Annotated in this window: 11 protein-coding genes; 5 read left to right on the forward strand and 6 right to left on the reverse strand. The window is 71.9% G+C overall.

The features are described from left to right. The first annotated feature begins 6 nt into the window (after nt 1–6). Entirely contained in the window at nt 7–327 is a 321-nt protein-coding gene (locus ETAA1_RS26645) for a barstar family protein (RefSeq protein WP_145243680.1), read from the forward strand. A 25-nt stretch (nt 328–352) separates the two neighbouring features. Here the strand turns inward: ETAA1_RS26645 and ETAA1_RS26650 are convergent, their stop codons facing one another. After that, complete coding sequence (locus ETAA1_RS26650; RefSeq protein WP_145243681.1) at nt 353–970, reverse strand: hypothetical protein; 618 nt, start codon at nt 968–970, stop codon at nt 353–355. 141 nt (nt 971–1,111) lie between these two features. On the opposite strand from ETAA1_RS26650, the gene ndk reads away from it, so the two are divergent. Beyond that, a complete protein-coding gene (gene ndk / locus ETAA1_RS26655) occupies nt 1,112–1,555 on the forward strand; it encodes a nucleoside-diphosphate kinase (protein ID WP_145243682.1) in 444 nt (147 codons plus the stop codon). A gap of 249 nt (nt 1,556–1,804) precedes the next feature. Here ndk and ETAA1_RS26660 read toward each other — a convergent pair whose 3' ends face one another. Together ETAA1_RS26660 and ETAA1_RS26665 are read right to left on the reverse strand one after the other, a co-directional pair. Further along, on the reverse strand, nt 1,805–2,020 hold the full coding sequence (locus tag ETAA1_RS26660) for a DUF1653 domain-containing protein (RefSeq protein WP_145243683.1): 216 nt from the start codon (nt 2,018–2,020) through the stop codon (nt 1,805–1,807). A 35-nt stretch (nt 2,021–2,055) separates the two neighbouring features. Further along, nucleotides 2,056–3,240: an acyltransferase family protein gene (locus ETAA1_RS26665; RefSeq protein ID WP_202920430.1), complete on the reverse strand. Its 1,185-nt coding sequence runs from the start codon at nt 3,238–3,240 to the stop codon at nt 2,056–2,058. A gap of 85 nt (nt 3,241–3,325) precedes the next feature. Here ETAA1_RS26665 and ETAA1_RS26670 point away from each other — a divergent pair, with 85 nt between their 5' ends. Then, nucleotides 3,326–4,075 carry a polysaccharide biosynthesis/export family protein gene (locus tag ETAA1_RS26670; protein WP_145243684.1) on the forward strand — a complete coding sequence of 250 codons (750 nt, stop codon included), beginning with the start codon at nt 3,326–3,328 and terminating at the stop codon, nt 4,073–4,075. Between the two features lie 116 nt (nt 4,076–4,191). On the opposite strand, the gene ETAA1_RS26675 is transcribed toward ETAA1_RS26670, so the two are convergent. The 3 genes from ETAA1_RS26675 to pilM all read right to left on the reverse strand — a co-directional run bounded on the left by ETAA1_RS26675 (nt 4,192) and on the right by pilM (nt 11,256). Next, nucleotides 4,192–6,534 carry a hypothetical protein gene (locus ETAA1_RS26675; RefSeq protein WP_145243685.1) on the reverse strand — a complete coding sequence of 781 codons (2,343 nt, stop codon included), beginning with the start codon at nt 6,532–6,534 and terminating at the stop codon, nt 4,192–4,194. A gap of 84 nt (nt 6,535–6,618) precedes the next feature. Continuing rightward, a complete protein-coding gene (locus ETAA1_RS26680) occupies nt 6,619–8,631 on the reverse strand; it encodes a hypothetical protein (protein ID WP_145243686.1) in 2,013 nt (670 codons plus the stop codon). A gap of 63 nt (nt 8,632–8,694) precedes the next feature. After that, on the reverse strand, nt 8,695–11,256 hold the full coding sequence (gene pilM / locus ETAA1_RS26685; protein WP_145243687.1) for a type IV pilus assembly protein PilM: 2,562 nt from the start codon (nt 11,254–11,256) through the stop codon (nt 8,695–8,697). 339 nt (nt 11,257–11,595) lie between these two features. Here pilM and ETAA1_RS26690 point away from each other — a divergent pair, with 339 nt between their 5' ends. Next, entirely contained in the window at nt 11,596–12,939 is a 1,344-nt protein-coding gene (locus ETAA1_RS26690; RefSeq protein WP_145243688.1) for a hypothetical protein, read from the forward strand. Between the two features lie 27 nt (nt 12,940–12,966). Beyond that, a complete protein-coding gene (locus tag ETAA1_RS26695; RefSeq protein ID WP_145243689.1) occupies nt 12,967–13,203 on the forward strand; it encodes a hypothetical protein in 237 nt (78 codons plus the stop codon). Nucleotides 13,204–13,439: the final 236 nt, after the last annotated feature.

The following is a 13,439-nucleotide window of genomic DNA, read 5'->3' on the forward strand; positions in this document are numbered from 1 at the left end:
GCCGCCATGCTGGTCCGCCTCGACGCCCGGCAGTTGCCCGACGCGGCTGCACTTCACGCCGCCGTCGCCGCCGCGCTCGGCTTCCCGCCGGGGCACGGGAAGAACCTCGACGCGCTGGTGGATTCGCTCACCCACCTCGACGACCCGCGGACGCCGACGGCCCGGGTGCAGGCGCTGCCCGGCGAGCTGACGGTGTTCCGCGTCGAGCACGCCGACGCCGCCCCGGCCGTGGTCCGGGCGCTGGCCGACGTGGTGGCGTTCGCCAACGAGCGGCGGTTGGAGAAGGGGCAAGGCCCGGTCGCCGCCGTGGCCTACGACCGGGGCTAGAGCGGGGCGCGGCGACCAGCGGCACTCACTCCCGCACCACCCGGCAGTTGGTGAAGGTGAGCGTCGGGCCGCGCATCGGGCCGTCCGCCGGGCCGGGCGACAGGCCGGCGCACATCCCCTCGATCACGACCGTGGTGCCGGCCGCGACCCCGTCGTCGTCCAGCCGGAAGATCACGTTCGACGCCATCGGGCGCGGCGGGCCGGACCCGAGGTCTGCGGACGTTCCGACCCACCCCTCGCCGGTCGCCTTCACCTCGACCCGCACCCGCACCCGCTGGTTGGTGTAGCGCACCTCCGCGGTACCGGGGTCGTTCTTGTAGGCGTTGGTGACCCGCAGCAGCGACAGGACCGGTAGCCTGTCCGGGGCCATGCCGACCGCGCCGTGGCCCCCCACGGCATTCCCCTCGGCCCGCATCATCTGCGCCTCGTCGCGCGCCAACTCGGCCCGCGCGACCTCGTGCTGAACCATCGCCTCGCGGCGGGCGGTGAACGCGAAGAACATCAGCCCCACGACCACCACCACGGCGAGCGCGCCACCCCCGCCGACAACCCACACCCAGCCCGGGATGCCGCCGCCCCCGGACGCACTGCCGCGGCGGTCGTCGTAGTCGTCGTCGGTCTGGTAGCTCTCGCGGCGGGGCATGGCGGCGTTCCGGGAGGTCGGCGTACCCCGATGGTAGCAGCCGGCGGCGGGCCGGGCGAGAGGCTAAAGCCGGCGCTGGACGATCGGCCGGCCGGTCCGCATCCTGACTCCGACCCGCCACCCCCCACCACGAGCCACCCCATGCAGCAGACCCTCATCCTCCTGAAGCCGGACGCGGTGCAGCGCCGGCTCGTCGGCGAGATCACCGGCCGGTTCGAGCGGAAGGGCCTCCGCCTCGCCGGCCTGAAGCTGGTGCAGGCGCCGCGGGCGCTGGCCGAGCAGCACTACGCCGTCCACAAGGGGAAGCCGTTCTACGACAGCCTGCTCGCGTTCCTGACCAGCGGCCCGACGGTGGCGATGGTGTGGGAGGGGCGCGAGGCCGTGGCCGTGTGCCGCACCCTGATGGGCCTCACCGACGGGGCCAAGGCCCCGCCCGGCACCATCCGCGGCGACCTGGCGCTGAGCGTGCAGAACAACCTCGTCCACGGCAGCGACAGCCCCGAGAACGCCGCCCTCGAGGTGGCGCTGTGGTTCCCCGAGGGGCTGGTGAGCGTCGCGGGTGTTGACGCGCAGTGGGTGGGGTGAATCTTCGTTTGCATCCGTCCGGCCCGGGCCGGACGATCCGGGTGGCCGTCGGGCATCTCGGCCCGGCGGCCCGCGCGTCGCCCGGGGGGTGCATCAACGAGCCGTCGCTCGAGGGTTTCTGCCGCCGCCCTGGTCGTGTTGGCTCGGCCCGCGGCGGGGCGGTGGCGTCGGTCGGCGCGACGCGCCCGGCAGCGCGGCGCACCGCCGCGAGCGCCGGGCTGTCGCCGACTAGAGGCCGTGGGTCGGTGGTCATCCGGCGTGTTCCAACGGTGCGAACCGCGGCACCGTGCGGCCGTCGTGCTCGACCGATTCGAGGAACATGGCGACGGGCCGCACCCACAGTCCGCCGTCGCCGTACAGGGGGCGGTAGACGACGAGGCGCTCGTCCGTCTCGGAGTGGCGGGCGAGGCCGAGCACCTCGTACTCGCCGCCTTTGAAGTGGCGGTAGCGGCCGACGGGGACCATGCTGCGCTCCGGTTCCGCCGCTCGCGGCGTTGCACCTACACCTTGATGAATATCTTCCGCCGGTACATCCAGAACAGGATCAGCCACATCAGCAGCACCGTCGCCGCGCCGGCCACGGCCGTCTCGTACGGCGGCCCGACCATCTCCAGGAACCGGCCGAAGTGCCGCCGCACGAACCGCCCGATCTCCGGCTTCACGACCGAGTTGCTCATGCAGTACGCGGCGATCGAGTTCGTGCCCACCACCACCAGCGGGAACGCCCACCGCCGCCAGCCGATCACGTCGTTCACCGCGTAGAACCCGGCCAGCAGTAGGAAGCACCAGCCGCCGCTGAACAGCACCCAGCTCGGCGTCCAGATGCGCTTCACCACCGGGCACACGCCGACCTCGCCGAGCAGCCACCCGGCCGCGAGGCCGACCACGCCGGCCGCCGCCAGCCAGCCCACCTTCGCCCAGCCGCCGCGGTCGCTCTTGAGCACCCCGCCGGCGATCAGGCCCAGGATCATCGTCGCCAGCGTCGGGACGAAGCTCAGCCCGGCGTAGCCGCCGCGGTTGAACACGAACTCCGACTGCCGCGGGAACAGGTTCAGCAGCCAGACGTCGAACGCCGCGGCGGGGTTCGCGTTCTTGTTCCAGTGCGCCGCGAAGCCGGTGAGCCCGTGCTCCTGGAACCACTCCGGCTTCACGCCGGCGCCCGGTCCGTCCGCGACCGGCCACAGCGCGAACAGCGCCCAGTAGCCGACGAGGATGGCCCCGACCGCGACCCACTGGTCGCGCACCGGGCGCAGCGCCAGCAGGAACAGGAAGCCGTAGCCGAGGCCGATCTGAGAGAGGGTGTCGGTGAACCCGATGTCGGGGATCGGCTCGCCGAACGAGCGCAGGACGATGCCGATCATCACCAGCAGGAACGCGCGCCAGAAGGCGTGTAGCGCCAGGCCGGCGGTGCCGTGCCCCTTCGCGCGGCGGGCCGCGAGCGAGTACGGCAGGCTGACGCCGACCAGGAACGAGAACGACGGCTGGATCAGGTCGTGCAGCGAGCAGCCGACCCACTCCACGTGCGTCTGGTGGTACCCGAGGAGTGAAACGAACCAGTTGCCGGCCTCCTTGCCGACGGCGGAGAGCTTCAACAGCTCGAACATGATGAGGAGCATGACGAGGCCGCGGTAGGCGTCGACGGAGTCGAGGCGGGTCGGCGGCGGGGGCGGGGGCGGGTGGCCCATGGGGCGGCTCCGGGGGGGACCGGCATGTTCTCGCGGCCGGCGCTTCGGGTCAAGGTGTACCGGTCGTGCGGCCGATACCGGAATTGTGGGAACGCGCCGCGGCAGAGACTGGGTCCGGGCGGGGGCGTGCGCCGCGGGCGTGCTCGCGGCCGGGTGCGCCGACGCCCGCTTCCTCCGCCGCAACGCCCCGCCCCCGCCCGACCCCGTCGCCGCCGCGACCCCCGCCGCCGACTACCGCATCGGCTGCCCCGACGTGCTCGAGGTCGGCGTCGCCGACCGGCCCGCGTGGGACGCGGTCGCCGCCGTCGATCTCGACGGCCGGTTGCCCGTCGCGGCGCGGCCGCGCGTCGAGGGGCTGACGCTCGACGAGGCCCGCACCGCGGTGGCGCTGGCGGCGGGTGTGCCCGCGGACGACGTGAGTCTGTCGCTGGCGGCGCCGCGCGGCGGGCGGGTGTACGTCCACGGCCCGGTCCGCGGCCACACCCGCGTCGTGCCGTTCCAGGGGCCGGAGCCGGTCGTCGCCTTCCTGACGCGGACCGGCAGCCTGCCGCCGGGGTCGGAGCTGAGCAAGGTTTACGTGGTGCGGCCGAACGTCGCCGGGGGCGGCCGGCCGGAGGTGTTCAAGGTGAACCCCGCGGCCGTCCTCCTCGACGGCGACCACGCCACGAACGTGACGCTGCGGCCGTCGGACCAGGTGTACGTGGGCGAGACGAGGGGGTCGGCCGTGTCGCGGGCGCTGCCGAGCTGGCTGGGGCCGGCGTACCGGCGGCTGCTGGGGCTGCTGCCCGACGAGTGGAACTGGTGGCCGTTCGGCGGGGCCGACCGCCTCCCGTAGGTCGAGGCTTCGTGACCCGACGCGGGGCACCAGGTGCCAACGACAGGGCCGGGAACACACCCCCACCAGGGTTCGCGTTCCCGGCCCGAGTCGTCGTCGTTCGCCACCGGCGCCGGCTAATCCCTCGGCCGGGCGAACGGGTTGTTGTCGCCGGCCGCGCCCACCGGCGCCGCCGTCTCCACGTTCTTCTGCCACGCCGTCCACTCGGCCACGTCGCGGACGCGCTCCGGGTTCGCCATGTCGTCCTTGCTGTTGCGCACCATCAGCCGGCCGTCCGGCCGCACGATCAGCAGCTCGGTGTTCACGTCCTCGATCACCGGCGACTTGCCGGCGAACCGGGTCGTCACCTTGCCGCCCTCGAAGTCCACGAGCACGTCGCGGCCGACGAACTCCTCCACGAGCCACCCCTTCGGGGTGCTCGCGTCCTTCCCCTTGCCGACCTTCTCGGTCTGCAACTCGCGGAGCTGGTAGCGGTCCTCCTCGCTGCTCCACAGCGGCAGCTTGACGTAGGTCTTGCGGCCGATGAACCCGCTGCGGGCCACCGGCATCTCGGCCGCCACCCACGCCCCGACCGGCTCGCGCTGGTTGGTGCCGCTGTCCACCCGTACCTGCTCCAGCCACGTCATCTTCTGCACCACCGTGTGCGTGTTGCCCGCCGGCAGCTTGAACCGCGCCTCCAGCGACTGCTGCTTCCCGTACGCCGCCTTCACGTCCTCCTCGTACTTCACCGGGTCGTACGCGAACAGGTGCGACTCGCGCGGCACCGTCAGCGGCTCGCCGAGCCGCGTCCACGGGCCGGGCAGGGTCTTGAAGCTCTCCCCGGCCAGCACCGGGTTGGCCATCGACTTCGGGTTGCCGTAGTTCGGGTTGATCAGCTTCACCCGCAGCATGTACTCGTAGGAGTACCCGGGCCGCACGTCGGGGTCGATGAACCGCACCAGGATGTCGTCGATCTCCACGCCCGCGGCCGTCAGCGGGTTACCCAGGCCCGACTCCAGCTTCCCCTCGCCGCCGCCCGGCGGCGGCATCATCATCCCCGCGCCCGCCCCGCCGTACACGGCGGTGCCGGCGCCGGTGGTCGGGGCGAAGATGCCGGTCCGCGCCGACTGCGGCCCCTCCTTCCCCTTGCCCGTGAGCCGCTCCAGCACCGCCGACTTCTGCACCTGCGGGGCGGCGGCGTCCTTCATCTTCCGGACCGTGTCGAGGATCGGCGGCAGCTTCACCTCGGGGTACTTGCCGAGCTCGTCGACCAGTTCGGGGAGGAACATGACCAGGTTGTCCTCGTACCGGTAGAAGTACGGCAGGTAGGCGCTGATGCCGGTCTTGTCCTTCTTGTCGGCCCCCTCCAGGTGGGTGCTCAGCATCCGCGACGCGACCAACTCCTGGTACTTGTCGATGTACCGGTAGTCGTACCAGCCGACGGTGTCGTTGTCCTTCTGGCTGGACACCACCTCCGCGTACTTCTTCCCGGTGCCGACGATCGTGCCGTCCGGGGCGATCACCCGGCGGCGCACGTCGAACCCGTCGAACCGCACGAAGGGGGCGGCCTCGGCGGCCGTCTTCATCCGCAGCGCCCGCTTCATCTCCTCGGCCTGCTTCTTGAACGGGAAGGTGGCGTTCACCACCACCATCCGCAGCGGCACCACGGTCATCGCCGGCAGCTTCCCCTCGGCGGCGGCCCGGTCCAGGTCCTCGACGGGGATGTAGTTGATGGTCGTCTCGGAGCGCATGCCGCCCTGGTTGAACCCGCCACTGCCGCCCTCACCCGGCGGCATGATCCCCGGGCCGGACGAACTCGACCCGGGACCGGGGCCGGACGAACTCGACCCAGGGCCGGGGCCGGCCGTCGGCGGGCCGGACGGGCCGAACGCCGGCCCGGTCGGCGGTTGCGCGCCGGCCTTCTGGGCGTTGCGGGCCTTCCCGGCATTCCCCTTGATCGCGGCGAGGGCGTCCTTGATCTTCTGCTTGTCGGCCTCGGCCACCTTCTTGACCACCTTCACGGCGATCTTCGCCCCGCCCTCGGGGTCCAGCACGATGTCGTGGGCCTTCATCGGCGCCCGCACCAGGTCCACCTGGAACGAGCCGATCCGGTCCACCCGCGGGTTCTCGCGCTTCGTGTCCGGCCGGGCCGTCGGGTCGAACATCACCCCGGACAGCGGGAAGTCGCTCGCCGCGATCTGGATGTACCCGCCGGGCTTCGTCGGGTCGTACATGCCCGTCAGCGGCGGGACGGCGCTGGGGTCGGCCGGGTCGCCGACGGACCGCTGGATCTGCTGCGCCTTCGAGGTGAGGCCGTCGGCGATCTTCTTGGGGTCCTTCGCCTCGGTGTAGGTGGTGCCGCCCAGGAAGAGGAGCAACAGCAGGCCGGCCCCGGCGACGCCGAGGACGACGTACTCCCCCTTCTTGAGCATGAACTCCTTGATGTCGAACTTCGGCTTCGACGACTTCGACTTGGCCATGGCGCACCCTGGGTCGGGTCGGGGTGTTCGGGGTCTGGTGTAGGGGTCGGGCGGGCCGGGGGCGTTGGCCCCCGGCCCCTCGGTTCAGGGCTTCGGCGCGGGCGTCGGCTCCGTCTTCGGCGCGGGTGTCGGCTCGGGCGTCGGGGTGGTCGCCGCCGTCGGCGTCGCCGGGGCGTTGGGGTCGGTTGGCACCTGGTACTTCTCGTACAGCGACACGATGCCGTAGATCGTCAGCTCGACCAGCCCCGCGGTGAGCTGGCTCTCGGAGATCGAGGTCAGGGTACCACCGGGGCTGCCGGGGCCGGGCATGACCCCGGGGCCGGGCATGGGCATCACCCCGGGGCCGGGCATCCCCGGCGGGCCGGACGCGCTCCCGGGGCCGCCGCGGCCGAAGCCGGGACGCCCCATGCTGGCCCCAGGGCCGCCGTCCTCGCCGGGGGGGCCGCCGAAGCCGATGCCGGAGGTGCCGGGGCCGGTCGTGGCCACGCCGCCCTCGCCGCCGTACCCGCCGCCCCCCTCCGCGCCGCCCCCAGACAGGGTGCCGGTGAACCGCTTCCAGTGGACCTGCGTGGTCTGGAAGCGCAGCGGCGAGTTGGCGTAGGCGATCAGCACGTCCTGCACGTAGGCCTGGTCCACCACCACGGTGATGGCCACCGGCATCCGCCGCACCTGGGCCGTCACCTCGACGTAGCGCTTGCGGTTGCCGTCCACCACCGCCTCGACCGGGCCGCCGGCGCCGCCGCCGGTGCCGCCGGGTATCATGCCCGCGCCCGGCTGCAGAGGGGTGGTCCCCGACGACGACGACGACGGCCCCCGCATCCCGTCCGGCGGCCCGCTCGCGCCGGCGGAGCCGGCGTCGGCCTTCTCGGCCTCCTTCTTGTACGACTCGAACTCGGGCATCTTCAGCGGCATCAGGGCGTGCCGGCTGTCCTTGTACCCCAGGGCCACGGCGTCGATCCGGCGGACCGGCACGGTGCGGGTGTCGAACACCTGCTCGACCCGGGTGATGACGGCCTGGTCGAGCCCGCCGGGGATGAGGCCGTCGGGGATGTTGTGCTCCTCGGTGCGGACGATCTCGCGCTCCTCGCCGCCGCGGAGGAACTCGCCGCCGACGTGGAACGGGAACGGGCGGGCCTGCTTGTCGCCGGTCAGCCACACGTTCAGCGTCAGCTTGGCGCCGAGGCCGAGCGGCTGGAGGCGGTCGGTGACGTTCTTGATGCGGCCCACCAGCACCGGCCGGCGGTCCTTCTCGTCCGGGATCACCTTCAGCTCGACGCGCCAGTTGCGGCTCTGGAACGCCCGGTGGGTGGGGCTGTCGGTCGCCTTGTTGTTCGCGTCCAGCAGCGGCACCCGGGTGAACGTGCCGACGGCGTCGTTGACGGCCTTCACCTGGCCGAGGACCGCGCGCTGGACCCACACGTCCTCCATCGCCAGCCAGATCTGCTCGGACGTCGGCACGCGGACGCCCCAGCCGTTGTCGCCGCCGGCGCCGACGGGCGGGAAGTAGATGTGGCGGAGGACGCTCTGCCAGCCGCCGAGGAACTCGGTCGGGGCCACCTTGTCGGCCATGCCGGTGCCGGGGAACCCGGGGCGGGCGTTGGAGAACTCGGCGAGGTACACCTCGCGCACCTTGAACACGTTCAGCTCGTCGCCGGTGGCGGAGGCGAACTTGTCGCCGAACTTGAGCTGGTTCTTGTCGGTGGCGTAGTCGGGGGTGTAGGCGTACTTCTCGAGCAGCTGCGCCTTCGGCCAGCGGAGGAGGTTGCGGTCCTGGTCCTGCGTCAGGACCTCCTTACCGGCGGCGTCCTTGGTGCGGACGACGCCGATCTGCCGCTCCCAGTTCTCCTTCCACAAGTCGACCTTCTTCTCCTCCAGCTTGCCGCGCTGGTCGTCGAGCAGCTTGATGAGCGGGTCGGACTTCACGCCGGTCTTGCCGGCGATCTCCTTCTCGGCGTCGGCGACGGCCTTGGTCTTGGCCTCGATGGCGGCGCCGACGGTGGCCGAGACGACGAAGGCGGCGATGAGGACCACCACGGGGACGACCCCGAGGAGGATCCAGAAGTGGTGCTTCTTCAGTTGGTCCTTGTCGATGCTCATGGTCGGTCGCCGGGTGTGCGGGTGGGGGTGGCCCCGGCCGGGTGGCGGCCGGGGCGGTCGGGGTCAGCGGCCGTCGGCGGCGGGGGCGGCCGGGGCGGTGAGGGCGTCGGCCGGGGTCATCACCGGGACCGGCTCGCGCCACACGAACATGACCACGAACTCGAACCGCTTGCGGGTGGTGCCCTCGATGAGGGCCGGGAGCGGCGGCAGGGTGACACCGCTGGACACGCTGCTGGACGACGACCCGACGGACGCGGTCGGCGGGGCGAGGCTGGTGCCGGACTCCGGCGCGCCGCCGCGGGGGCCGCCGCTGGAGCTGCCGGGGCCGGCGCCCTGGGCGCTGGCCTGCCCGCCGGGGCCGACCGGCGACCACGGGGGGCCGGCCGGCGGGGCCGCCGCCGCCTCGGCGCTGACGCCGCTGCTGCTGCTACCCGGCCCGCTCGGCCCGACCATACCCGGGGGGGGGCCGCTGCTGGACGACGGGTTGCCCGGGGCGCCCGCGGCGGCCCCCGACGACAGCCCGCCGGCGTGGGCGTCCAGGTACGACCGGTTCACGAACACCATCACGTTCGGGCTCGGGTTCTCCACCGGCCACACGTGGTAGATGAAGGCGTGCGACACCTTCCCCTTCACCGGGTCGGCCTCCAGCCCGGGGATGTACTTGCCGGCCTTCTTGTCCCCGCCGTTCCGCTCCGCGTAGGTGGTGGACATCTTCTGCAGGTTGGCGATCAGCCCGTCGCGGATGAACGGCTCGGCGCCGGGGGTGCCGGGGCCGTAGTCGGTCCACCCGCGGATCTCGACCACCCACCCGCCGCCCTCCTTGACGTCCGGCTTCACCCGCTTGGTGGTCTCGTCCACCTTCTTTTCCTCGGGCAGCATGACCCGGGCGATGTCCTCGCCGAACCCGCGGGCCGGCTTCACCGTCTGGTCGCCGTACACCTCGTCGTCGATCTTGGTGAAGAACGCCGGCAGGTTGTCCACCCACCGCGGGTACACCGCCTCGATGTTGACGATGGCCAGGTGCCGCGGGTGCTCCGAGGTCTCGTACTGGAGCGCCTCCTCGATCGGCACGCCGTTGCTCATCCGGCGGCGGAACTGGTCGTACGCCGCCGCGCCCTTCCCCTCGGTGCTCTGCCACAGCTGCGGCGGGAGGTTCCCGTCGGCCCCCGGCCGCGGCAGCGCCGCCGACAGCACCTCCTGCAGCCGCGGCCAGTTCAGCCGCTCGTCCTGCCCGGACACCACGGCCTTCACCAGCACCTTGCTGTCGGTCACGCCGGAGTTCGCCGTGTTGTACTTGCTCTCCTGGGTGGCCACCGTGGCGACGGCGTTCTTGGCCGTGCCCAGCGCCTGATCGATTTTCGGGTCGGAAATCGACTTGTACGTCGCCCCGTACCCCAGCGCCAGCCCGGCCGTGCCGAGCAGCAGCGCCGCCGCGGCCGCGACGCCGTACGGCTTCTTGGCGCGGATCAGGCGTTCCGTGCGGATTTCCGTCGGCAGCAGGTTCGTGGTCAGCCGGGCCTCGCCGGCCCCTTGCAGGGCCAGGCCGTAGGCCACCGGGAAGGACAGGATGTTCTCGACGAACAGCGGGTCCTTCACGACCGTGTCGCCCTCCAGGCGGGCGAAGTCGCTCGGCTTCTTGACTTCGAGCGACAGCTTTTCCGCGAGGTACTTCTGGAGGCCGGGGAGGCGGAAGGCGCTGCCGAGGCCGACCATGTAGCCGACGTGGGCGTTGCGGTGCGTGTTCGTGAAGTAGCCCAGCGACCGCTGCACCTCGCCGACGAAGTCTTGCAGGACCGGCTTGAGCGCCTTGAGGATGGCCGGCAGCTCGGGGCTCTTGGCGGCGTTCCGCTTCAGGTGCTCGGCCTTGGCGAAGGTGAGCTTGAGCTCCTTCGTGAGGGCGCGGGTGAAGTTGTTGCCGCCGAGCGGGATCGGCCGCTGCCAGATGATCTTGCCGCCGTCGGTGATGATGAGGTTGCTCGCCTCGGTGCCGATGTCCAGCACCACGACGCAGCGGATCTTGCCGCGCGGCGTGTCCTCTTCCGGCGCCTCGTCCAGCGGCGGGGCCGGCACCTTGCCGCCCTTCCGCAGCAGGTCGTAGGTGGTGTAGTTCACCAGCGCCAGCGGCGACATCTGGATCGTGTGCACCTCGATCTTCGAGCCGCTGAAGTAGCCCATGTAGCGGCTGATCACGTCGCGCTTCAGCGCGAACAGGCCGACCTCCGTCTCCATCGCGAAGCCGTCCACGACCTCGCCGCCGGCGATCTTCTGGAAGTCCCAGACGACCTCGTCCAGCGGGAAGGGAATCTGCTGCTTGGCCTCGAACTTGACGATCTCGGCGATCTTCTTCTCTTCGACGGGCGGCAGCTTGACGAACCGCGCCAGGCCGGACTGCCCCGGGATGCCGACGGCGACCTCGTCGCGGCCGATCTCGTTCCGCGAGAGGAACTTCTCGAGCGCCTCGCGGATGAGCATGTCCGGGTCGGCGTCGGGCTGGGAGAGGATTTTCGGGTGCTCGACGTAGTCGAACGCCGTGGCCGTGGGCTTGCCGTCGACCAGTTCGACGCGGACGGCCTTGAGGGCGCACTGCCCGATGTCGATGCCCCAGAAGCCGGTGGCGGGTGGCATGGGTGTCTTCTCCGGGCCAGCGGGGGAACGCTGCGGCACAGGGTACGATACTTCAACGGGGGTGGGAAGACCCTCGTTGGCGGACGGTTTGGGCGGCTGTGGGCGTCAGGAGGGCGGCCGGGTTCGTTGATATGGGGTCACCCGGGCGCACGCCGGTTGTTCGATCCGGTTCGTGCTCCAACAGATTCAGCGTAACCTCCCATTTTCGGGTTGTCAACTGACACAACGTGGTGAAGCCCGGGACGTTGGCGCGGTCGCGCCGGCGCCGCCGGCCCGGGGTTGCGGCCGCACGGTTCGCCCGGTATGCCGCGGCCGCGTAACCTGCGCGGAGGGCGGCGGATGCGGCGACTCGCGGACCACCCGGCGGCCCTCGCCGTGCTCGCGCTCGTCGTCGCCGCGGTCGGCGCCCGCCCCTACCCCGGTGGCTGGAACGACGCCAGCCGCCTGGCGACAGTCGAATCGCTGGTGGACCGCGGCACCCTCGCCATCGACGACTCCGTGTTCCTGGCCCGCACGCAGGACAAGCTCCTCGTCCGCGGGCACTTCTACTCGGACAAGCCGGCCGTCGTGAGCCTGCTGCTCGCGGGTGCGGTGAAACCGCTGACGTGGCTCGGCCTCCCCGCACCGGGTGAGCGGCCCGACGTGTTCGCGTGGGTCGTGACGGTTCTCCTGAGCGGCGTCGGCTACGCGGCGGCGGTCGGCTGCCTGGCGGCGCTCGGCCGGCGCATCGGGCTGACGCCGGGGGTGCGGCTGCTGTGGCTGGCGGCGTTCGCGCTGGCGACGTTCGCGCCGACGTACACGCGCCACGCCAATGCCCACGCGGCGCAGCTCGGCGTGGCGGCGGCCATGTGCCTGCTGATGCTGCGGACGGCGACGGCCGGCGACACGCCCTGGGGCACGCTCGTCGGCCTGGGCACACTGGCGGGCGTCGGCTTCAACCTCGACTTCGGCACCGGCCCGCCGCTGGTGGCGCTGACGCTCGCGGCGGTGGCGTGGCGGTTCCGCCGCGTCGGGCCGGTGGCGGCGTTCGCGCTGGCGGTGCTGCCGTGGGTGGCGGCCGGCGTGGGGGTGAACTACGCGGTGTCGGGGAAGCCGCTGCCGATGAACATGTACCGCGAGTTCTTCGACTTTCCCGGCTCGCCGTTCACCGAGGCGAACCTGACGGGCTACAGCCGTCACGGCCCGCTGTCGCAGGCGCTGTACGCCGGGGGAATGCTGGTCGGCAAGCACGGCTACTGGAACCACAACCTGCCGCTACTGCTGGCCGCGGTCGGGACGTGGGGTGTGCTGCGGCGCGCCTTCCCGGGCCGGGCGGAGCTGGTGGCGTTGCTGGGCTGGTGCGTCGGGGCGTGGGCGGCTTACGCGGTGCTGTCGAACAACATGGGCGGGCAGTGCTGTTCGGTGCGCTGGTTCGTGCCGTTCCTGGCCCCCGGCTTCTGGCTGCTCGCCGAGATTCTGAAGCAGCGCCCGCAGCTGGTGCCCGACTTCGCGGCGCTGTCCGGTTGGGGTGCGGTGCTGGCGGCGGTGATGTGGGCGAACGGCCCGTGGATCGACCGGATGGTGCCGGGGATGTGGTTCATTGCGGGCGCCGCGCTGCTGACGTGGGGCGCGGTGGCGGCGCGGCGCTGGCGCCGTCTGGCGGCGGTGACGGAGGCGACGGAAGTGCGGCGGCGGGCGGCGTGATACGATACCGGTGAGGACGGCGCCACGATGTCGCAGACGATCGACGTGACCGGCCTCACCGACGAGCAAGTACGGCGGTTGCAGACCCTCGTGAATGCCTTCCGTCGATTCCCCGGCGGACCGCCATCCACGTTCTGGGCTGGTTCTGTTCTCGCGGAAGGTACCCTCGAGTACTCGGACGGCTTGAAGGCTTGGGCGGAAGGTTTGCTGAAGGCTGGCCTGGTGACCGACACCGCAGAACAGTTACCGACCCAAGATGCGTAACAGACTGTGACCCAGCCGCAGGTTGCCAGGTTGGCGAATGTGGTGCAGGTTCCCATCGGGCGTGGTTAATCCCCTCACCCCGCGTGCTTCGCCGCGACCCTCTCCCCCGAGGGGAGAGGGTGGGCGTGGTCCGCGCCACGCACGAGCAGGAAACCACGCGCCGACGCCCGAGCACGGCCCCTGCGTTCGCGTGTCGCTGCCCACCCGTGACGGGGGCCGGTGAGTTCCACCCTCTC

The organism is Urbifossiella limnaea (genome assembly GCF_007747215.1).
Taxonomy (GTDB): domain Bacteria; phylum Planctomycetota; class Planctomycetia; order Gemmatales; family Gemmataceae; genus Urbifossiella; species Urbifossiella limnaea.